We start from the raw sequence: 21,503 nt of genomic DNA, 5'->3' as shown, positions 1-21,503 counted from the left end.
AAATAAGCCGTTAGCGCCTATATTAAAGCCATGTTTGTCGTGTGATTCGACAGTATTTTTGATGCTGCAATTGCAGCAGGCTTCAAGGCTGCAGTCGCAGCACGTTTTCGAAAGATTTTCATGAGCGAGACGCCCGAGATGAATTCCGAAGCCCCCGCCGAATATGGCGCGGATTCCATTCGTGTTCTGAAAGGTCTGGATGCCGTTCGCAAGCGTCCGGGCATGTATATCGGTGACACGGATGACGGCTCCGGCCTGCATCACATGGTTTATGAAGTCGTGGACAATGCCATCGACGAAGCGCTGGCAGGCCATGCCACGCTCGTGACCGTGACGCTCAATGCCGACGGCTCCTGCACCGTGACGGATAATGGTCGCGGCATCCCGACCGACATCCACAAGGAAGAAGGCGTTTCGGCTGCCGAGGTCATCATGACCCAGCTCCATGCGGGCGGCAAGTTCGACCAGAACTCCTACAAGGTTTCCGGCGGTCTGCACGGCGTGGGCGTTTCGGTGGTCAATGCGCTTTCGGTCTGGCTGAAGCTGAAAATCCGCCGCTATGGCAAAGTTCACGAAATGAGCTTTACCCACGGCGTCGCCGATGCGCCGCTGGCGGTGACGGGCGACGTGGCCGACGGCGAGACCGGCACCTCGGTGACCTTCCTGCCCTCGACCGAAACCTTCAGCATGGTCGAGTTCGACTTTGACACGCTGGAGCGTCGCCTACGCGAGCTGGCCTTCCTCAATTCCGGCGTGCGCATCAAGCTGACGGATAACCGTCATGCCGACGCCAAGGAACATGAGCTGCATTACGACGGCGGCCTGGTCGAATTCGTCAGATATATCGATCAGAGCAAGAAGCCGCTGATCGATGAGCCGGTCTATATCCGCAGTGAAAAAGACGGCATGACGGTGGAAGTCGCCATGTGGTGGAACGATTCCTACCACGAAAAGGTGCTGTGCTTCACCAACAACATTCCGCAGCGCGATGGCGGCACCCATCTGGCCGGTTTCCGCGGCGCCCTGACCCGTCAGGTCACGGGCTATGCGGATGCGTCGGGCATGACCAAGAAGGAAAAGGTTCAGCTGACCGGCGACGATTGCCGCGAAGGTCTGACTGCTGTTCTTTCCGTGAAGGTGCCGGACCCGAAATTCTCGTCGCAAACCAAGGACAAGCTGGTTTCATCGGAAGTGCGCCCGGTGGTCGAAAGCCTCGTCAACGAAGCGCTGTCGATCTGGCTCGAAGAGCATCCGGCGCAGGGCAAGGCCGTGGTCGAGAAGGTTATTCAGGCCGCCGCCGCCCGCGAAGCTGCGCGCAAAGCCCGCGACATCACCCGCAAGAGCACGCTTAGCGTGACCTCGCTGCCGGGCAAGCTTGCCGATTGTCAGGAACGCGATCCGGCCAAGTCTGAAATCTTCATCGTCGAAGGTGACTCGGCAGGCGGCTCCGCGAAAAGCGGCCGCTCGCGCCAGAACCAGGCGATCCTGCCGCTGCGCGGCAAGATCCTGAACGTGGAACGCGTCCGCTTCGACCGCATGTTGTCTTCCGATCAGGTGGGCACGCTGATCACGGCGCTCGGCACGTCGATCGGCAAGGATGAGACGCACGGCTTCAACGCCGACAAGCTGCGTTACCACAAGATCATCATCATGACCGATGCTGACGTCGACGGTGCGCATATTCGCACGCTGTTGCTCACCTTCTTCTTCCGCCAGATGCCGGAACTGATCGAGCGCGGCCATATCTATATCGCGCAGCCGCCGCTTTATAAGGTGTCGCGCGGCAAGTCCTCGCAATACATCAAGAACGAAGCTGCCTTCGAAGACTTCCTCATCGAGACGGGTCTCGAAGAAGCAGCCCTTGAAATGGCGAGCGGCGAAGTGCGCGCCGGTCCTGATCTGCGCGCTGTCGTTGACGATGCGCGCACGCTGCGCCAGCTTCTGCATGGGCTGCATACGCGCTATGACCGTCGCGTCGTGGAACAGGCGGCCATTGCCGGTCTGCTCAACCCCGATGCGTCGAAGGACAATGCAACAGCACAGCGCTCCGCCGATACGGTTGCAACGCGCCTCGACATGATTTCGGAAGAAACCGAGCGCGGCTGGACCGGCCACGTCATGGAAGACGGTGGCTATCGCTTCGAGCGCATGGTGCGCGGCGTCAAGGACGCTGCCATTCTCGACATGGCGCTGCTCGGCTCTGCCGATGCCCGCCAGATCGACCGCGTGGCAGGCCGCATTGCCGAGACTTTCGGCGAGCCGCCAGTGCTGCGCCGCAAGGACAAGTCGGACACCCTGTCCGGTCCGATGGCGCTGCTTGACGCCATTTTCGCGACCGGCCGCAAGGGCCTGACGCTGCAGCGTTACAAAGGCTTGGGCGAAATGAACGCCGAGCAGCTTTGGGAAACCACGCTGGACCCGAATGTGCGTTCGCTCCTGCAGGTCAAGGTGACCGATGCGACCGATGCGGACTCGCTCTTCTCGCGCCTGATGGGCGACGAAGTGGAACCGCGCCGCGAGTTCATTCAGGAAAACGCGCTGAGCGTTGCCAATCTGGACGTCTGATCCAGTTCTGCACCGTTACGAAAAAGGCCTCTGTTCGCAGAGGCCTTTTTATTTGTCCGCCGTTTGATGGCGACCCGCTAGACGGCAAAAAGAAAGGCCCCGCATTGCGGGGCCTTTCTCATGCAATCCTTCAACGAAGGATCAGAACTTATAGGCAACGCCCAGACGAACTTCGTTGGTCTTGAAGTCGTTCTTGACGCTCAGGTCGCCGAAGTTGATGTCCTTGTCGCCGTAATCGGTGTAGCGATATTCAAGACGCAGGATCAGGTTGTCGGTCGCAGCGTAGTCCACGCCGCCGCCGATGGTCCAGCCGGTAAGTGTCTTGCTTTCAGAGAAGCCGACGCCACCGATTGAGCCGCTGTTCTTGACATCGCCGAACGCCACACCGCCAGCGATGTAAGGCAAGAAGCGGTCAAAGGCGTAACCAGCGCGGGCACGAACGGCGCCCGACCAGCGCAGCTTGTTGTCAAACGAACCGACTGCGAGGTCGCCATTGTAAATGTCGATACCCTTAGACACGTCGTTATAGGTGACGTCGCCGTCGATACCGAGAACAACATTGTTGCCCAGATCGAAGTTGTAACCGGCATAAAGACCACCGAGGAAACCATCCGGCTTCACATCGCCATAGGTGTAAAGGTCACCGCTGAAGTTGGACTTGCCCCAGCCGTAGCCAACCTGGCCACCGATGTAAGCACCGTTCCAGGTGAATGTCGGAGCAACAACAACCGGAGCAGGTTCCTGCTCAACAACTGCGTCAGCGGCCTTTGCGCCGGTGGCAGCAATAAGGGCGACAGTGGATGCGAGAAGAAGCGCTTTGAGCTTCATGATGAACCTCCTGAAGGAAATTTACTGAACCAAGCTTGCCCTCAATATAAGCGATTGCTCACAAAAGTCTGTAGCAGCGGGGCCACAGCAAGAGAAATCTGCAAAAACCCGTACACGAAGCCGTGAAACCCCGTCTTATAGTTAAAAAACGGGCAATATTCGCCAGAAAGGCCGCAAGACCTGCACGCTATATTAATCTGGGTCCAATCAAGCTATAGACATTCGGGCTTAATGGGGCGGGAGACTGATATGCGGATAGCGGGCAGCAGCGAACGGATCGACTGGGTCGATATTGCCAAGGGCATCTGCATTATCTTCGTTGTCATGATGCATTCGACACTGGGTGTCGAAAAGGCAGCCGGCGCAGAAGGCTGGATGCATTATGTGGTCGCCTTCGCAAAACCATTCCGCATGCCCGACTTCTTCATGATCTCAGGGCTGTTTCTCAGCCTTGTCATCGACCGGCCATGGCGCCGCTATCTCGACCGCAAGGTCGTGCATTTCCTCTATTTCTACATTCTGTGGCTCACCATCCAGTTTGCTTTCAAGGCGCCAGGCATAGCCAGTGCAGCCGGTATTGCGGGCGTGGTGCAGGCCTATCTCATGGCTTTCCTTGAGCCGTTCGGGACACTTTGGTTCATCTATATCCTGCCTGTGTTCTTTGTTGCGACGCGGCTTTTGAAGCGTGTGCCGGTGGGTGTAACCTTTACAGTGCTGGCCGTGCTGGAAATCCTGCCTGTGCATACGGGCTGGGTGATGATTGACGAATTCTGCTCGCGTTTCGTTTATTTCTTCGCAGGCTATGCCTTTGCACCGGCCATCTTCAAGATCGCCGACTGGCTGCGCCAACGCCCGCTCGTCGGCGTTGCCGGGCTGCTCGTCTGGGCCCTTGTCGAATACAAGCTTGTTTTCATGCCGGTGCCGGAGAGCCTCGCGTCGCTGATCGCCCCCGCCAGCGATCTTCTGAACGGACGCGGTGCCGTCAGCGATCTGCCCGTCATTTCACTTCTGCTGGGACTGGTCGGCGCGCTGGCGATCATTTCGATCTCCTCGCTGTTAAGCCTGATGCCTGCACGCAACTGGCTGCATCGCGCCCTGAGCTGGCTCGGCGCGCATTCGATTGTGATCTATCTGGCATTCTTCCTGCCGATGGCCATTGCACGCACGGTGCTGCTGAAACTTGGTTTCATCGATATCGGCACGGTGTCGCTTTTGACCACCGCATGCGGTGTGGTCGGGCCCGTCATTCTTTATGGTCTCATCCAATGGACCGGCTATGGACAGTTTCTGTTCCGCCGCCCGGCATGGGCTTATATTGATCAGGCGCCGCAAAAGAAAACGGCGGCCACAGCCGCCGTTTGATGGGACTCAATATTCGCACCAAGCCTTAGCTATGCGCGAAAATATCCTCTTCCGGCCAGCCCATCAGATCAAGTTCCGAACGGGTTGGCAGGAACTTGAAGCAGGCTTCAGCCTGTTTCGCGCGGCCATCACGCTCAAGACGCTGTTCCAGAACTGCCTTCAGACGATGCAGATAGAGCACGTCGGAAGCGGCATATTCGAGCTGCGCCTGCGAGAGGATTTCCGCTGCCCAGTCGGATGACTGCTGCTGCTTGGAGATCGAAACATCCAGAAGCTCGTTGCACAGTTCCTTGAGACCGTGACGGTCCGTATAGGTGCGGGTGAGCTTCGATGCGATCTTGGTGCAGAAGACCGGCTGCGGCATGGTGCCGAAAGCATGGGCCAGCACCGCCAGATCGAACCGGCCGAAATGGAAGATCTTGGTGATCGAGCGATCCTTCAGAAGCTTGACCAGATTGGGGGCCTTCTTCTGACCGGCTTCAATCTGGATCACGTCTGCCGTGCCGTCGCCCGGTGAAATCTGCACCACGCAGAGCCGGTCGCGATGCGGGTTCAGCCCCAGCGTCTCAGTATCGATGGCGACCGCATCCACCTGATAATGATCGAGGTTCGGCAGATCGTTTTTATGAAAACGGATGGTCATTCAGTTGTCCTTGTTTCGCGGCAGTTGCCGCCGTAATGCGGGCCTGTTTAGCGGCGACAGCCGCCATAATGCGAGCCCTAATTGGCGGCGATAGCCGCCATAATACGCGCCCACGAGCGTTGCCCTTTGTGGAAGGAGTTCAGCTCGTATTTTTCGTTGGGCGAATGGATGCGGTCATCTTCGAGACCGAAGCCGACGAGAAGCGATTCCATGCCAAGGAACGTGTCGAAATCGCCGACAATCGGGATCGAGCCGCCCATGGCAATCAGCACAGCTGGTTTCGGCCATTCGTCGGACAATGCGTCCTTGGCCTTGGAAACCAGCGGTGAATCATAAGGCAGCTGGATCGCAGGCGAACCGCCATGCGGGTGGAACTCCACCGAACAATCGGCTGGAAGACGTTCCTGCACAAAAGCGCGGAAGGCTTCGCGGATCTTCACCGGGTCCTGTTTGTGGACGAGACGGAACGAGACCTTTGCCGAGGCTTGCGCTGCGATAACGGTCTTGAAGCCTTCGCCGGTATAACCGCCGATAATGCCGTTCACTTCCGCCGTTGGGCGCGCCCAGGTGAGTTCCAGAACGCTGCGGCCCTTTTCGCCGGACGGGATCGAAAGGCCAATAGGTCCGAGGAAGTTTTCCGCCGTGCGGCCGAGACCTTCCCAGGATTGCAGGATTTGCGACGGGGTTTCTTCCACGCCTTCATAGAAGCCCGGAACGGTGATGCGTCCGGTTTCGTCGTGCAGATCGGCTAGAATCTTGCTCAGAATATGGATCGGATTGGCCGCAGCACCTCCGAAGAAGCCCGAATGCAGATCGCGATCGGCAGCCTTGATGACGATTTCCTCGCCAACCAGACCGCGCAGCCCGACGCTGATGGCAGGCGTTTCCGTGTCCCACATCGAGGTGTCGCAGACCAACGCCACATCGGCTTTCAGTTCCGCCTTGTTTGCATCGAGGAACGGCTTCAGCGACGGCGAACCGGATTCTTCCTCGCCTTCGAACAGCAGCGTCACCTTGACGGGCAGATTGCCATTGATCGCCTTATAGGCGCGGCAGGCTTCCACAAAGGTCATCAACTGGCCCTTGTCATCGGACGTGCCGCGACCGGTCAGGATTTTACGACCGTTGCCCACATCCTTGATCGCAGGATCAAAAGGATCGTTTTCCCACAGGTTGAGCGGGTCGACCGGCTGCACATCATAATGACCGTAGAAGAGCACATGCGGCGCATCGGGCGTGGCGCCGTCATGATGCGCAACCACCATCGGATGGCCCGGCGTGTCGCGCACGCTGGCGTCAAAGCCAATCGTCTTCAGATCAGCCACAAGCCATTCCGCAGCCTTGCGGCAGTCGGCCTTGTAGGCCGGGTCTGTCGAAATCGACTTGATACGCAGCAGTTCGAACAGGCGTTCGAGGCTGTTATCAAGATTGGCGTCGAGGTGGCTGAGTACTTTGTCGAGCGATTGCGCAGACGGTTGCTGGGACATGGAAACTTCCTGACGAGTCGAAACGTAAACTGGCGGCACAGTACAACCAGCACTTCCCGCTGGAAACCCAATTCGCAAGTGATTACCGCAAATTGAAGGCCTTTGTCAGGGTGAAAGACTTTCGCGACGGCTGACGCTCAGGAGAAAGACCAGCAATGCGAATATTGCCGGTTCGCGCCAGACAAGCGGCGCAAAGGCTGTCCAGAATGTTTCGGCAAATGCCAGCAGGGCCGCACCGCCTGCCGAAGCAAGTGGCGAGAAATAGCCGCCCACGGCGCCAATCATCAATATCTTGAGGCCGAGCAGCAGCCCATCGCCGGAACTCATCGTGCCGTAATAGGCCGTCATCAGAATACCGGACAAGGCGGCAATCAGCACCGCGCCCATATAGGCGGCAAGGAAGACCCGCCCTGCATTGATCCCGCAAAGCTGGGCCGCCAGAACATCATCGCGGACCGCCCGCCAGTTGCGACCAAAACGGCTGCGCTGCAAGGCGAAGCTGCCGATCAGCACGATGGATGCCATGACAAGCGTATTGATGATCTGCATCATGGTCAGCACGACCGCCTTGTTGCCCTCGCCCCAAAAGATGATCTTGTCCTGCAACAAGGGCGGCAGCCAGAGGTTCCTCGATCCGGCGGCAAGACGAACGCTTTCCATCAGCACCACCGCCACGCCCAACGCCGCCACCATTGCCATATTGGGAGACGCCCGACTAAGCGGCCGCATGACGAGACCTGCAATCACCGCTCCGGCAGCAAGCGTATAAAACAGCGCCCCGGCTATACCGACGCCAATCGCGGCAGGCAGAACCAGCCAGAGCCTGCTCCAGCCAAATGCCGTGAAGATGAGAAGAAGCTGGCCGGAAAAGGCCACCAGCGCGCCATAGCTGATATCTGCACGCTTGAGGACGGCGAAGCTCAGCGCATAGCCAAAGGCCAGCATGGCATAGGTTGCCGCCAGCGGCACCGCATTTGCGAATTGCTGCAAGAGGTAGGCCATGGATACGCCCTCGCTACACTGGCCAGATTATAACTGTCAAAACGGCTTTTACCAGTTATAATGTGCCATGAGCTTTTCCTGGACGCCACATCGTTTTTCCGGCGGCGCATTGGCGCTGGATGTTGCCAATAGCGTTATCCTGCGCGGCGACGCGGCGCGCAGCGTGGATCGTTTTGCCGAGCCGGCTAATCTGAAAAGCTTTGCGCACGCGGCGGCAACGTTCTGCGCGGAGAAAGACCTGCCTTTGCCGCTTGTCCCGGTCGAGCCAGAAAATCTGCGCCGGTTTCTTTCCCTGCGTGAAGCCATCGATGGCTATTTTCGCGCATTCGTTCATGCGCAAGCCGATGACCGGCTGCTGGCCGATCTTCTCGAATGCATAGCCGATGTGCTGCGTCAGACCACGTCGCCCGCAGCGCTGGAGAAGGCTGCCGCACATTCAGCGCTTCGGCTGATGGGAAAATGCCAGTCAGGAGCCGATGCGGATCGCCTGAAAATCTGCGCCAATTGCGGCTGGCTTTTCCTCGATCAGAGCCGCAATCGCAGTCGGGTCTGGTGTGACATGACAGTCTGCGGCAACCGGGCCAAGGCCAGCCGCCACTATTATCGCAATCGGGAGGTGGAGATGTGAAACCGCTCGTCGCAATCGCGCTCGCTTTTCCGCTGCTGGCGGCATGCCAGCGCGAAAAGACGACCGGACCTTACGAGATTTCGGGACGGCTCGTGGTCTTCAATTATCGCATCGCCCGCGCAACCTTTCTGGTCACGCTGCGCAAGATCGGCCCGGTGGAAGAAGGAGCGACGGTTACTGCGGCCTTTGACAATCCCGCGCAGGGCGCACCAGTCATGATCGACCGGAAAGTCTTTCCCAATCAGGACCAGCTTTCGCTGGAGACCGGGCCTTTGCACTGCATCGTGAAGGACAAGCCCTATGATGTTTCCATTCGCGTGACCGCAAGGAATGGAGACCTGTTGCAGACACTTGCAACCACCGTCGTTTCCAGTGAGGACCAGTCCATATTACCGGCGGAACCGCTCGTCGTCGGCCCCTTCTACGATCCGAACCCGAAAGTGTTCAAACCGGATGGCAGCCGGGATTTCTCGCCTGAGAAAAACTGTCCGAAAGCATGAGGGAAAAGATGCCCCGGATATGATTTGGCCGCTGCGGTGAGGGGATACCACAGCGGCCATATCACTACACTCAAAGCGGCAGCCCGGAGAGGGGAATGAGGCTGCCGCTAGCATCCGGCATCCAACGGGGGACGGGTCAGAAAACCGGCGACCGACGAACTGTCGATGACTAAAATTTGGTTTTCAATCGTGGCTATTCAAGGGCACGGAAGATTACAAATCTGTAACAAACTCGTTATCTTACCGTGATGGATTTCTTTCGCGTGGATCATTGTTTCTCCTGACACGGAGCCGGTTCCCTTTGCGGCTGCTTTCCTTTAGTTCTTGGCCTCCAGTTCCGGGCCTCCTGTTCCCGGAACAATTCAGCAAAAGTGCGAAACGGTTTTGCGTCCGAAAGTGCGGAAGGATAAAAAGAAGCCATGAAAAAAGGCGATCATCTCTTTCTCGTTGACGGCTCGGGTTATATTTTCCGCGCCTATCACGCCCTTCCCCCGCTGACCCGCAAGACCGACGGCTTGCCGGTGGGCGCCGTATCGGGCTTCTGCAACATGCTGTGGAAGCTGCTGAAAGATGCGCGCAACACCGATGTCGGCGTGGTGCCGACCCATTTCGCGGTGATTTTCGACTATTCGTCGAAGACGTTCCGCAACGAGCTTTATCCTGAATACAAAGCCAATCGCACCGCCCCGCCGGAAGACCTTGTTCCGCAATTCGGCCTTATCCGTCAGGCGACCCGCGCCTTCAACCTGCCCTGTGTCGAAAAGGCCGGTTTCGAAGCCGATGACCTGATCGCGACCTATGCGCGCCTTGCCGAGCAAGCGGGCGGTGATGTCACCATCGTCTCCTCCGACAAAGACCTGATGCAGCTCGTGACGCCAAATGTGTCCATGTATGACAGCATGAAGGACAAGCAGATTTCGATCCCGGAAGTGATCGAAAAATGGGGCGTACCGCCGGAAAAGATGATCGACCTGCAATCGCTGACTGGCGACAGCACGGATAATGTGCCGGGAATTCCGGGCATTGGCCCCAAGACGGCAGCGCAATTGCTGGAAGAATTCGGCGATCTCGACACGCTTCTGGCCCGCGCCTCGGAAATCAAGCAGAACAAGCGCCGTGAAAACATTATCGCCTTCGCGGACCAGACCAAGATTTCGCGCGAGCTGGTCACGCTCAAGACCGATGTGCCGCTGGATGTCGATCTGGACGCTCTGGTTCTCGAACCACAAAATGGTCCGAAGCTGATCGGCTTCCTCAAGGCCATGGAGTTCACCTCACTGACGCGGCGCGTTGCCGAAGCGACCGATACGGATGCTTCCGCCGTCGAGCCGTGCCATGTCGAAACGGAATGGGGCGCGGATGCGCATGGTCCCGATGTCGATGTCCCGACCAAGGCCGCTGACACGGCTGCAACCGGCACTGACGCCGTTGCACCAACTGCCGCTGCGCCTGCGGCAGTCGATGGCTACACGCCGAAAGCACTGGCCGATAAGCGGGCCGCAGAAGCCACCGCGCAGAAGATCGATACCAGCGCCTATAGCTGCATTCGCGATATCGCCACGTTGAAGCTCTGGCTGGCCGAGGCCGTAGAGACCGGTCTCGTGGCTTTCGACACGGAAACCAATTCGCTTGATCCCATGCAGGCCGAACTCGTTGGCTTCTCGCTGGCGATCCCCGGCCATAACGGTACGTCCAAGGCGGCTTATATTCCGCTTCAGCACAAATCCGGTCAGGGTGATCTGCTCGGCGGCGGCATGGTCGACGGGCAGATACCGCTCGATCAGGCGCTTGAAGCGCTGAAAGCCGTTCTTGAGGATGCCTCCGTGCTCAAGATCGCACAGAACATGAAATATGACTGGCTGGTCATGCGCCGTCACGGCGTCAACACCGTGTCCTTCGACGACACGATGCTGATTTCCTATGTGCTCGACGCAGGCACGGGTAGCCATGGCATGGACCCGCTTTCGGAGCGTTGGCTCGACCATACGCCAATCGCCTACAAGGATGTTGCGGGCAGCGGCAAAAGCGCCGTGACTTTCGACTTGGTCGATATTGATCGTGCGACGGCTTACGCAGCCGAAGATGCCGATGTGACGCTGCGTCTATGGCAAGTCCTGAAACCGCGTCTGGCGGCGGAAGGTCTGATGTCGGTCTATGAACGGCTCGAACGCCCATTGGTCGATGTGCTGGCGCGCATGGAAGAACGCGGCATTTCCGTGGACCGTCAGGTGCTGTCGCGCCTGTCCGGCGATCTGGCGCAGGCGGCTGCCGGTTACGAAGATGAAATCTACGAACTGGCCGGTGAGAAATTCACTATTGGCTCGCCCAAGCAGCTTGGCGATATCCTGTTCGGCAAGATGGGCCTGCCCGGCGCTTCCAAAACCAAGACCGGCCAATGGTCCACCTCGGCGCAGGTGCTTGAAGATCTGGCCGCCGAAGGTCATCCGCTGCCGCGCAGGATCGTCGACTGGCGTCAGCTGACCAAGCTGAAATCCACCTATACGGATGCGCTGCCCGGCTTTATCCATCCACAGACCAAGCGCGTCCATACATCCTATGCAATGGCGTCCACCTCGACGGGTCGCCTCTCCTCATCCGAGCCGAACCTGCAGAACATTCCGGTGCGCACCGCCGAAGGCCGCAAGATCCGGACGGCCTTCATCGCGGAACCGGGCAACAAGCTGATCTCCGCCGATTACAGCCAGATCGAATTGCGTGTGCTGGCCCATGTGGCCGATATTGCGCAATTAAAGCAGGCTTTCGCCGATGGCGTCGATATTCATGCCATGACCGCATCGGAAATGTTTGGCGTGCCAGTGGAAGGCATGCCATCGGAAGTGCGTCGCCGGGCCAAGGCGATCAATTTCGGCATCATCTACGGCATTTCCGCCTTCGGCCTCGCCAACCAACTTTCCATTTCGCGTGAGGAAGCCGGGCAATATATCCGCACCTATTTCGAGCGGTTCCCCGGCATCAAGGATTATATGGAAGCCACCAAGGCTTTTGCGCGCGAGCATGGCTATGTGGAAACCATTTTCGGACGCCGCGCCCATTATCCCGATATTCGCGCCTCCAACCCACAGGTCCGTGCCTTCAACGAGCGCGCGGCGATCAATGCGCCCATTCAGGGTTCGGCGGCAGATATTATCCGCCGCGCCATGATTCGCATGGAAGATGCACTTGAAAACGAGAAGCTCGCAGCCCGCATGTTGTTGCAGGTGCACGATGAATTGATCTTCGAAGTGCCTGAAAATGAAGTGGAAAAAACCATTCCGCTGGTGCGCCATATCATGGAGAATGCGGCCCTTCCGGCGGTGTCTCTGACGGTTCCGCTGCATGTTGATGCGCGTGCAGCGCATAACTGGGATGAGGCCCATTAAGGCCTCGCCCGGTTGACCTGACGATCTTAACCCTATAGGGAAGCGGCAATTCTGTTGCTTCGGTGGTCGCCAGGGGAGCCGTGAACGTTAGGTTTACGGCCAATGGGTTTGCGACTTGTGAAGCTTTTGTGAAAGTTGTCCATGTCTCTGCCCGAAACCATCGCTCCGGCCCTGTCCGGAGCTCTTGCCGCTCGCGGTTATAATACCCTCACCGCCGTTCAGAACGCCGTGCTGGCGCCTGAAACCCTTGATTCCGACCTTCTCGTTTCCGCCCAGACCGGCTCCGGCAAGACCGTTGCCTTCGGTCTCTCCATGGCCAACACCATTCTGGAAGACGAGCTTCGCTTTGGCGAAGCGGGTGCACCGCTTGCCATGATCATCGCGCCGACGCGCGAACTGGCGCTTCAGGTGCGCCGCGAGCTGGAATGGCTTTATGCCGATACCGGCGCGCGCATCGCATCCTGCGTTGGCGGCATGGATATCCGCACCGAGCGCCGTGCGCTTGAACGCGGCAGCCATATCGTCGTTGGTACGCCGGGCCGCCTGCGCGACCATATCACCCGCTCCGCGCTGGACATGTCGCAGCTGCGCGTCGTCGTGCTCGACGAAGCCGACGAAATGCTCGATATGGGCTTCCGCGAAGACCTCGAATTTATCCTCGGTGAAGCGCCGGAAGACCGCCGCACGCTGATGTTCTCGGCAACGGTGCCGAAGCCCATCGCCCAGCTGGCCAAGCGTTTCCAGAACAATGCGCTGCGCCTCACCGTGCAGAGCGAAACCAGCCAGCACGCCGATATCGATTATGTCGCCATGCCGGTTCCGCCGCATGAGCGCGACCACGCGATCATCAACACGCTGCTTTATTACGATTCACAGAACTCGATCATCTTCTGCTCGACCCGTGAAGCAGTGAAGCATATGGCAAGCCGCCTCTCCAATCGCGGCTTTGCCGTGGTGGCCCTGTCGGGCGAACTGAGCCAGGCCGAGCGCAACAACGCGCTGCAGGCCATGCGCGACGGCCGCGCCCGCGTTTGCGTGGCGACCGACGTTGCCGCACGCGGTATCGATCTGCCGAATCTCGATCTGGTTATCCATGCCGATCTGCCTAACAATCCTGAAACCATGCTGCACCGTTCGGGCCGTACCGGCCGCGCCGGTCGCAAGGGCACCTGCGTGCTGGTCGTGCCGTTCTCGCGCCGCCGTACCGCCGAGCGCCTTCTGCATATGGCGAAGCTCGATGCGCAGACCATTCCAGCGCCGGGCATTGCCGCTGTTCAGGCCAAGAACAACGAACGTATTCTCAATTCCGAGGCCTTTGGCCAGCCGGTCGAGGAAGAACATCAGGACGTGCTGAAGGCGCTTCTGGAGCGTTACACGCCGGAACAGCTGGCTGCCGCCTATCTCAATCGCGAATTGTCGCTGGCGCCAGCACCTGAAGAAGTCTCGGACGCACCGGTTCATCCGGTTGGCGGCAAGAAGCCACGCGAACGTGCGGACCGTGGCGACCGTTTCGAGCGTAACGACCGTTTTGATCGCGGAGAGCGCGGCGAGCCGGGCGAACGCTTCGACCGCAATGCGCATTTCGACGGCGTCTGGTTCTCGGTTTCTGCCGGTCGCAAGCACCGCGCCGATCCGAAGTGGCTGCTGCCGCTGATCTGCAAGGCAGGCGACGTATCGAAGCGCGACGTCGGTTCGATCAAGATTCTCGACGGCGAAACCCGTTTTGAAATCGCCGCATCGAAGGCCGAAGAATTCCGTCAGTCTGTCGCCGAACGTGGTACGGGCGAAAAGGGTCTGGTGATCCGTCCTGCGGTTGCCGGTGCTGGCGAAGATGCCGGACGCCGCGAAAGCAAGAGCTTCAAGCCGCGTGGTGAAAAGTCTTATGGCGAAAAGTCGTGGGGCGACAAGCCGCGCGGAGACAAGCCTTGGGGCGACAAACCTCGTGGTGAAAAGCCTTATGGCGAAAAATCGTGGGGCGACAAGCCGCGTGGCGAGAAGTCCTGGGGTGACAAGCCTCGCGGCGACGGTTTCAAGAAGGGCCCACGGAAATCCGAAGGCGGCTACAGCAAGAAGCCGCGCGGCGAATAATCCGTCGACAATTTGATAAAGCCCGCCTCATGGCGGGCTTTTTATTAACAGGCGATTTACGTCCCTTTAAACCGCCGCATTTACCCTTCACCGGGTACACCCTTGTTCGCATTCGCCGACGACGTGACGGCAATGCAGAAATATTTTTGGAAAATGACCGGTTCGCATGCATGACGAACCGGCGCGCAGGTGGGCGACTTAGGCAGAATATGGCATCGCGAGACGACAGGAACGGACGCATCGACCCTTCTTTCGGCAACGAAAAGAAAAGGACAGACGAGGACGATTTCCATGTCGATGAGGAGGAGCGTATGGCGCGCTCGCAGCAACGCAAACGGACACCGTCCCGGGATCGCGAACCGCGTGCAGCACGCCGCGGCAAGGCGAAGCCGCGCGGCTTCTTTGGCTTTCTGCGCCGTGCGATTTACTGGTGCTTCGTCCTTGGCCTGTGGGGCGGCATCGGCCTTGCCGGTGTACTCGTCTATTTTGCCGCCAAGATGCCGCCGACGACAGATTGGGAAATCCCCGACAGGCCGCCCAATGTGCGCATTGTCGATGTGAGTGGAAAACTGATTGCCAATCGCGGCACCACCGGCGGCGAAGCGATTGGCCTGCACGAAATGTCGGCGTTCATTCCCAAGGCCGTTGTGGCCATTGAAGACCGGCGCTTCTACTCGCATTTCGGCATAGACCCCATCGGCCTTGCCCGCGCCATTGTCACCAATGCCGTTTCGGGCCGCGCGGTTCAGGGCGGCTCCACGCTCACCCAGCAGCTTGCCAAGAACCTGTTCCTCTCGCCTGACCGCACGCTGGAGCGCAAGGTTCAGGAAGTGATGCTCGCTTTGTGGCTTGAGCATAAATACACCAAGGACCAGATTCTGGAGATGTATCTGAACCGGGTCTATCTCGGTTCGGGCGCTTATGGCGTCGATGCTGCCTCGCGGCGTTATTTCAGCAAGTCGGCCAAGGATGTGAACCTGATGGAAGCGGCCACGCTGGCTGGTCTGCTGAAAGCGCCATCCCGCCTGTCGCCTGCCCGCGATCCCGAAGCTGCCGCCGCCCGCGCCAAGCTGGTGCTGGGCGCGATGCGCGAAGAAGGCATGATCGACGACAAGCAGGTGGCCATTGCCGAAAGCGAACCGCCAACGCGCGCGCCATCCTTCTGGCAGGGCTCGGAAAACTATGTCGCCGACAAGGTCGTGGCTGCATTGCCAGCGCTGATCGGCGAGGCGAAGACCGATATCACGGTTGAAACGACCATCGATCTCAATCTGCAATCAGCCGGTGAAGAGGCGATCAAGGATCAGATTTCCCAGAACGGGAAGAAGATGAATGTCAGCCAGGGCGCACTCGTTTCCATCGACGGCACCGGCGCGGTACGCGCCATGGTCGGTGGCGTGGACTATGCCGCCAGCCAGTTTGACCGCGTGACGGATGCCCGCCGCCAGCCTGCATCCTCCTTCAAACCGTTCGTCTATCTTTCGGCGCTGGAACAGGGCCGCACACCGGATTCGGTGCGCAATGATGCGCCGGTGCGGATCGGCAAGTGGACGCCCAGCAACGACAACGGCAAATATATGGGTGAAGTGACGCTGGCGACCGCGCTGTCGCACTCGCTCAACTCGGTTTCTGCCCAGCTCGTGATGGAAGTCGGCCCGCAGACGGTGGTCGATACGGCGCATCGCCTCGGCGTGCAGTCGAAGCTCGACCCGAATGCCTCGCTGGCGCTTGGCACCTCGGAAGTGACGCTTCTGGAACTGGCCGATGCCTATGTGCCCTTTGCCAATGGCGGCTATCGCGCGCCGGTCTATTTCATCACCAAGGTGACGGATGCCGACGGCAAGGTGCTTTATCAAAAAGACGACGCCATCGGTCCCCGCGTCATCGATGAGCGCAATGTCGGCATGATGAATGCCATGCTGCGCCGCACCGTCGAAGATGGCACGGCGCGCAAGGCAGCCTTTGGCGGCTGGCCCGCAGCAGGCAAGACCGGCACCAGCCAGAATTTCCGCGACGCATGGTTCGTCGGCTACACCTACAATCTGACCACTGGCGTCTGGTTCGGCAATGACGACGGCAAGGGCATGAAACGCGTCTTCGGTTCGACCTTGCCCGTTGCCGCCTGGAAGAGCTTCATGCAGGTAGCGCACAAAGGCGTGCCCATTGCAGAACTGCCCGGCCATTACGACATCCAGAATGTCGTTCCCGGCGGCAGCGACGGCATGGATCCGAATGCGCCTTACGATCCCAACATGATGCCGCAAGGCGGTTATGGTGATCAGCCGATGGCCGGAAATGGCGACGATGGCTACTGGCCGCCCGCGCCTGAGACCACCATGCGCGGCGACATTCAGCAGGCCGCGCCACAGGAAGCACCGACCTATCCTGTGAATGCGCCCGGCCCACAGGGCAATGCACCCGGCGGATATGACGACACCTACCGCCCGATGCCGCCCGGCGATGTCGGCGGCGAGCCGATACAGCAGCCTGCCCAACAGCCGCAGCGACGTCAGGGCGGCTCGACCACGCTGCTCGATATCATCATGGGCAATTCGCAGTAAGGATTGGCGAGAACCGGAGGAGCGGGTGACAGTTCGCTCTCCGGTCGCGATCAAGTGAAGCACCTTCTACGCGCAGTTACTAGAGCGGTTCCGGTTAGAACCGGATCGTGAAACCGCTCTATCTATTTATTTTGACGCATTATCCGACGCAAAACCGCTACGCACTTTTGCTGGAAATGCTCTAATTCCCCTCGAAATCTTGAGCGGCATGGTCTATTCAAGATTTGAGAGCGAGGTTTTCCCATGACCCAAATGACCAAAACAGACGCGTCCCAGTCCGAAGGCCCGAAGGTTGACGAAGAGCGCAAGACGCTGGTTCTGACCGGCGCCAGCCGCGGTATCGGCCACGCGACCGTCAAGCGTTTTTCACGTGCAGGCTGGCGCGTGATTACCTGCTCGCGGCAGGATTTTTCCGATAATTGCCCATGGCCCGCCGGACCGGAAGACCATATCAAGGTCGATCTGGCTGATCAGGAAGATGTCGGCAAAGCAATCGCCGAAATCCGCCGCCGCCTGGAGGCCAATGGCAGCAAGCTGCATGCGCTCGTCAACAATGCAGGCATTTCGCCGAAAGCCGACGGTGGACGCCGCCTGAACTCGATCGAAACACCGATGGCCGTCTGGCGCGACGTGTTTCAGGTCAATTTCATGGCGCCTATCATGCTGGCGCGTGGCCTGTTCAAGGAACTTGAAGCAGCACAGGGTTCGGTCGTCAACGTGACCTCGATTGCTGGTAGCCGCGTTCACCCCTTTGCGGGCACCGCCTATGCCACGTCGAAAGCAGCACTTTCCTCGCTGACCCGCGAAATGGCTTCGGATTTCGGCCCCTATGGTATCCGCGTCAACGCCATTGCGCCGGGCGAAATCGACACAGCGATCCTGTCGCCAGGCACGGAAAAGCTGGTCGAACAATTGCCCATGCGCCGCCTCGGCAAAACCTCGGAAGTCGCGGAAACCATCTACTTCCTGTGCACCGAGGCTTCGTCCTATGTCACAGGATCGGAAATTCATATCAATGGCGGCCAGCACGTCTGACAAAAATACAAAGCGCGGCTGTTGAAAAACACCGCGCTTTTTGTTTAGTTCGCTTTAATCGATTTAAAATCCAATTCAACAGTAGACCGAGCCATGATCCTTTGTTGCGGTGAAGCCCTGATCGACATGCTGCCACGCGAAACCGCGACCGGCGAAACGGCCTTTGTGCCTTTTGCGGGTGGTTCGGTTTTCAATTCGGCCATAGCGCTTGGGCGGCTTGGCGTGCCGACGGGCTTCTTCTCCGGCATTTCCTCCGATTTCTTCGGCGAGGTGCTGCGCGACACGCTGGCGCGCTCGAATGTGGATTATTCCTTTGCAGCCATTTCGGATCGCCCGACGACGCTTGCCTTCGTCCGCCTTGTGGACGGTCAGGCGCGCTACGCTTTCTACGACGAGAATACGGCTGGCCGCATGCTTTCCGAAAGCGATATGCCTTTCGTGGATGACAGCATCGACGCCATGCTGTTTGGCTGCATCAGCCTGATTTCCGAGCCGTGCGGCAGCGTCTATGAAGCGCTGATGACCCGCGAAGCGCCAAAGCGGGTGATGTTCCTCGACCCCAATATCCGTGCCGGTTTCATCACCGACCGCGAGAAGCATCTGGCCCGCATGAAGCGCATGATCGCGCTGGCGGATATCGTGAAACTGTCGGACGAAGATCTCAACTGGTTTGGCGAACATGGCAGCCATGACGAAATCGCCGCCGAATGGCTGAAGCTCGGTCCAAAGCTGATCGTCATCACGAAGGGCGCTCATGGCGCCGATGCCTATACGACGGACGCGACAGTGCGTGTGCCCGGTGTCAAGGTTGATGTGGTGGATACGGTCGGTGCGGGCGATACGGTCAATGCGGGCATCCTCGTCAGCCTGCACAATCAGGGCCTGCTCAACAAGGCCGCCATCGAGAATCTCAACGAAGAGCAGATTCATTCCGCTGTCGCGCTTGGCGTTCGGGCTGCGGCCGTCACCGTTTCTCGCGCAGGCGCAAACCCGCCCTGGGCCGCAGAAATGCGCGATTGATTCCGTCATCTACAGATAAGACAGCACCTTCTAACCTACGCCATTGACCCGACTCAATTCCCGCCTTCTATAGAGAGTGGGTGGGAGAGAATCGAATATGGCGAAGGACAATTCAGTGGACGTCTTGCGCATCGCAGCCTTCTCGCAAGGCAATCAGGGCGGCAACCCAGCAGGCGTGCTGATTGCGGACCGCCTTCCCTCTCCAGAGGAAATGCAGAAAATTGCCAAGGAGGTTGGCTTTTCTGAAACGGCTTTCGCCATGCCCGATGGCGAGAGCTGGCGCGTACGCTATTTCGCGCCTGAAATGGAAGTTCCGTTCTGCGGCCATGCCACCATTGCGCTTGGTGCAGCGCTGGCCATGCGCATGGGCGACGGACATTTCAATCTGAAGCTCAATGGCAGCACCATCAGCGTTGACGGTCGCAAGGAAGGCGAGTTGTTCGCCGCCAGCCTGCAATCACCGCCGACGCGCAACCGTGCAGCCGCCGAAGTCGAGGTGGAACAGGCTCTGTCGCTGTTCAACTACGACAAGGATGATCTTGCGCCGGGCATTCCGCCTGCGCTGATCCATGCGGGCGCAGACCATATCCTGTTGCCGCTGCGCTCACGCGAAAAGCTTGCCTCGATGCATTATGATCTGGCGCGCGGCCGCGTGATGATGAAGCGGCAGGGCTGGACGACCATCCTGCTCATCCATTCGGAAACGCCACAGCGCTTCCACAGCCGCAATCCGTTTGCTGCCGGCGGTGTCTATGAAGACCCGGCGACGGGCGCTTCCACGGCGGCCTTTGCCGCCTATCTGCGCGATATCGGCTGGCCGCATGGCGGCGAGATCGAAGTGTTTCAGGGTGAGGACATGGGAAGCCCATCGCATATTCGCGCCAAGATCGGTACGGAACGCGGCGGATCGATCCGCCTGTCCGGCACAGCACGATTGATGGAATAAAGAGGTTGAGCAGCCCGTCACACTCTGACGAGCTGCTCGACCCGCTCTTCATTGCCGAAGAATTTGAGATAACGCGCCACTTCTTTCGGATCGCCAGTCGCTTTCTGCGGATTGTCGGAAAGCTTGACCGCCGGATGACCATTGGCATCCGTCACCTTACAGACCAGCGAAATGGCGTTCAGCCCTTCGATGTTTTTCGGCGCACAACCCATGAAATCATTGGTGAGGTTGGTGCCCCAGCCGAAGCTCATGCGCACACGGCCTTCGAAGTGACGATAGGTATCTTCGATCGTATCGACGTCCAGTGCATCGGAAAAAATAAGCAGCTTTTCACGCGGGTCTTTGCCGCGTGATTTCCACCATTCGATGATGCGCTCGCCGCCTTCGACGGGCGGGGCGCTGTCGGGACGGAACCCCGTCCAGTCGGCAACCCAGTCCGGCGCATTGCGCAGGAAGGCCGCCGTGCCGAAGGCATCCGGCAGGACGATCAACAGATTGCCGCCATAGTAGCGATTCCAGTCCTGCAACACGCGGTAAGGCGCGCTTCGCAGTTCCTCGTCTGTCTTGGCGAGCGCCGCCAGCACCATCGGCAGTTCATGCGCATTGGTGCCAAGCGCTTCAAGGTCGGTATCCATCGCCAGAAGCACGTTGCTGGTGCCAGTGAAGGAATCGCCAATGCCTTCCTTCAGCGCCTCGACGCACCAGCGCTGCCACAGGAAAGAATGGCGGCGGCGGGTGCCGAAATCCGAAATTTTGAGGTCCGGCAGCAGGCGCAGCCGCTCCACCTTGCTCCACATCTTGGCCTTGGCGCGGGCATAGAGCACATCGAGCGAGAACGGCCCGAGATTCTTCATCGCCGCGCGCGAACGCAACTCGTTGATGATGGCAAGTGCTGGAATTTCCCACATGGAGGTGTGAGACCATGGCCCGTGGAAATGCAGCTCATACTGCCCGTCCTTGCGACGAAGCTCATATTCCGGCAATTGGAAATCATGCAGCCATGCCAGAAATTCAGGCTGGAAAATCTGCTTGCGGCCATAGAATGTATTACCCGCCAGCCAGATCATTTCCTTTTTGGAAAAGCACAGCGTGCGCGCATGATCGAGCTGCGCGCGCAGCTCGCCTTCGTCGATCTCGTCGGCAAGGCGCACCGAGGTCGTGCGGTTGATGAGCGAGAAGGTCGCGTCGACCTTGGGATAAAGACCCCAGATCATCTGGAGCATCAGAAGCTTGTAGAAATCCGTATCCAGCAGGCTGCGGATAATCGGATCGAGCTTCCAGGCGTGGTTATAGACGCGGCGCGCGATATCAGTTCTGGCCATGACGGCCTCCAGCAAATAACAAGTATCCGATGGCACAAGGACCCAGATCTACTTAAAGCATTTCCAGCAAACGTGCGTAGCGGTTTTGCTTGGGACAATGCTCAAAAATAAATTGCCCTGAGTCGTGCAAAAGGCG

Annotated in this window: 15 protein-coding genes; 10 read left to right on the top strand and 5 right to left on the bottom strand. The window is 58.9% G+C overall.

The features are described 5' to 3' along the window. Positions 1–120: 120 nt before the first annotated feature. Positions 121–2,565: a DNA topoisomerase (ATP-hydrolyzing) subunit B gene (gene gyrB, locus QBD01_RS02265; RefSeq protein WP_280991440.1), complete on the top strand. Its 2,445-nt coding sequence runs from the start codon at positions 121–123 to the stop codon at positions 2,563–2,565. Between the two features lie 141 nt (positions 2,566–2,706). Here gyrB and QBD01_RS02260 read toward each other — a convergent pair whose 3' ends face one another. Further along, positions 2,707–3,393 carry a porin family protein gene (locus QBD01_RS02260; RefSeq protein WP_280991439.1) on the bottom strand — a complete coding sequence of 229 codons (687 nt, stop codon included), beginning with the start codon at positions 3,391–3,393 and terminating at the stop codon, positions 2,707–2,709. A 249-nt stretch (positions 3,394–3,642) separates the two neighbouring features. Between QBD01_RS02260 and QBD01_RS02255 the strand changes: the two genes are divergently transcribed. Next, positions 3,643–4,755, top strand: coding sequence for an acyltransferase family protein (locus QBD01_RS02255; protein ID WP_280991438.1), 1,113 nt, complete (start codon positions 3,643–3,645; stop codon positions 4,753–4,755). 25 nt (positions 4,756–4,780) lie between these two features. Here the strand turns inward: QBD01_RS02255 and QBD01_RS02250 are convergent, their stop codons facing one another. The 3 genes from QBD01_RS02250 to QBD01_RS02240 form a co-directional block, all read right to left on the bottom strand. Continuing rightward, positions 4,781–5,398 (bottom strand): ribonuclease D, encoded by a 618-nt coding sequence (locus QBD01_RS02250; RefSeq protein ID WP_182519156.1) that lies wholly within the window; start codon positions 5,396–5,398, stop codon positions 4,781–4,783. Between the two features lie 77 nt (positions 5,399–5,475). Then, positions 5,476–6,885, bottom strand: a complete 1,410-nt coding sequence (locus tag QBD01_RS02245; RefSeq protein WP_280991437.1) for a dipeptidase — start codon at positions 6,883–6,885, stop codon at positions 5,476–5,478. Between the two features lie 105 nt (positions 6,886–6,990). Further along, positions 6,991–7,887 carry a branched-chain amino acid ABC transporter permease gene (locus QBD01_RS02240; protein WP_280991436.1) on the bottom strand — a complete coding sequence of 299 codons (897 nt, stop codon included), beginning with the start codon at positions 7,885–7,887 and terminating at the stop codon, positions 6,991–6,993. Between the two features lie 67 nt (positions 7,888–7,954). Between QBD01_RS02240 and QBD01_RS02235 the strand changes: the two genes are divergently transcribed. From QBD01_RS02235 to QBD01_RS02200, 8 genes are all read left to right on the top strand, one after another. Further along, positions 7,955–8,515, top strand: a complete 561-nt coding sequence (locus QBD01_RS02235; RefSeq protein WP_280991435.1) for a CGNR zinc finger domain-containing protein — start codon at positions 7,955–7,957, stop codon at positions 8,513–8,515. Further along, complete coding sequence (locus QBD01_RS02230) at positions 8,512–9,015, top strand: hypothetical protein (RefSeq protein ID WP_280991434.1); 504 nt, start codon at positions 8,512–8,514, stop codon at positions 9,013–9,015. Before QBD01_RS02235 ends, QBD01_RS02230 begins: the two co-directional genes overlap by 4 nt. Positions 9,016–9,434: 419 nt before the next feature. Next, positions 9,435–12,395: a DNA polymerase I gene (gene polA, locus QBD01_RS02225; protein WP_280991433.1), complete on the top strand. Its 2,961-nt coding sequence runs from the start codon at positions 9,435–9,437 to the stop codon at positions 12,393–12,395. A gap of 141 nt (positions 12,396–12,536) precedes the next feature. Continuing rightward, entirely contained in the window at positions 12,537–14,483 is a 1,947-nt protein-coding gene (locus QBD01_RS02220) for a DEAD/DEAH box helicase (protein ID WP_280991432.1), read from the top strand. Positions 14,484–14,692: 209 nt separating this feature from the next. Next, on the top strand, positions 14,693–17,044 hold the full coding sequence (locus tag QBD01_RS02215; protein WP_280991431.1) for a transglycosylase domain-containing protein: 2,352 nt from the start codon (positions 14,693–14,695) through the stop codon (positions 17,042–17,044). Positions 17,045–17,287: 243 nt separating this feature from the next. Then, a complete protein-coding gene (locus tag QBD01_RS02210; protein ID WP_280991430.1) occupies positions 17,288–18,079 on the top strand; it encodes an SDR family oxidoreductase in 792 nt (263 codons plus the stop codon). A 93-nt stretch (positions 18,080–18,172) separates the two neighbouring features. Then, positions 18,173–19,099: a carbohydrate kinase gene (locus QBD01_RS02205; RefSeq protein ID WP_280991429.1), complete on the top strand. Its 927-nt coding sequence runs from the start codon at positions 18,173–18,175 to the stop codon at positions 19,097–19,099. Between the two features lie 115 nt (positions 19,100–19,214). Beyond that, positions 19,215–20,045, top strand: coding sequence for a PhzF family phenazine biosynthesis protein (locus tag QBD01_RS02200; RefSeq protein WP_280992090.1), 831 nt, complete (start codon positions 19,215–19,217; stop codon positions 20,043–20,045). A gap of 17 nt (positions 20,046–20,062) precedes the next feature. On the opposite strand, the gene pncB is transcribed toward QBD01_RS02200, so the two are convergent. Further along, positions 20,063–21,367, bottom strand: a complete 1,305-nt coding sequence (pncB, locus tag QBD01_RS02195) for a nicotinate phosphoribosyltransferase (RefSeq protein ID WP_280991428.1) — start codon at positions 21,365–21,367, stop codon at positions 20,063–20,065. Positions 21,368–21,503: the final 136 nt, after the last annotated feature.

It is taken from the genome of Ochrobactrum sp. 19YEA23 (genome assembly GCF_029909865.1).
Taxonomy (GTDB): Bacteria; Pseudomonadota; Alphaproteobacteria; order Rhizobiales; family Rhizobiaceae; genus Brucella; species Brucella gambitense.
The sequence above is the reverse complement of the archived record's forward strand: the minus strand, read 5'-3'. Positions and strand labels throughout refer to the sequence as shown.

What these genes read in the sequence shown, in the direction of transcription:
- QBD01_RS02210 (WP_280991430.1), top strand. Translation starts at nt 17,288, where the DNA reads ATGACCCAAATGACCAAAACAGACGCGTCCCAGTCCGAAGGCCCGAAG.
- QBD01_RS02215 (WP_280991431.1), top strand. Translation starts at nt 14,693, where the DNA reads ATGGCATCGCGAGACGACAGGAACGGACGCATCGACCCTTCTTTCGGC.
- QBD01_RS02250 (WP_182519156.1), bottom strand. Translation starts at nt 5,398, where the DNA reads ATGACCATCCGTTTTCATAAAAACGATCTGCCGAACCTCGATCATTAT.
- gyrB (WP_280991440.1), top strand. Translation starts at nt 121, where the DNA reads ATGAGCGAGACGCCCGAGATGAATTCCGAAGCCCCCGCCGAATATGGC.
- polA (WP_280991433.1), top strand. Translation starts at nt 9,435, where the DNA reads ATGAAAAAAGGCGATCATCTCTTTCTCGTTGACGGCTCGGGTTATATT.
- QBD01_RS02255 (WP_280991438.1), top strand. Translation starts at nt 3,643, where the DNA reads ATGCGGATAGCGGGCAGCAGCGAACGGATCGACTGGGTCGATATTGCC.
- QBD01_RS02245 (WP_280991437.1), bottom strand. Translation starts at nt 6,885, where the DNA reads ATGTCCCAGCAACCGTCTGCGCAATCGCTCGACAAAGTACTCAGCCAC.
- QBD01_RS02220 (WP_280991432.1), top strand. Translation starts at nt 12,537, where the DNA reads ATGTCTCTGCCCGAAACCATCGCTCCGGCCCTGTCCGGAGCTCTTGCC.
- QBD01_RS02235 (WP_280991435.1), top strand. Translation starts at nt 7,955, where the DNA reads ATGAGCTTTTCCTGGACGCCACATCGTTTTTCCGGCGGCGCATTGGCG.
- QBD01_RS02240 (WP_280991436.1), bottom strand. Translation starts at nt 7,887, where the DNA reads ATGGCCTACCTCTTGCAGCAATTCGCAAATGCGGTGCCGCTGGCGGCA.
- QBD01_RS02260 (WP_280991439.1), bottom strand. Translation starts at nt 3,393, where the DNA reads ATGAAGCTCAAAGCGCTTCTTCTCGCATCCACTGTCGCCCTTATTGCT.
- pncB (WP_280991428.1), bottom strand. Translation starts at nt 21,367, where the DNA reads ATGGCCAGAACTGATATCGCGCGCCGCGTCTATAACCACGCCTGGAAG.
- QBD01_RS02205 (WP_280991429.1), top strand. Translation starts at nt 18,173, where the DNA reads ATGATCCTTTGTTGCGGTGAAGCCCTGATCGACATGCTGCCACGCGAA.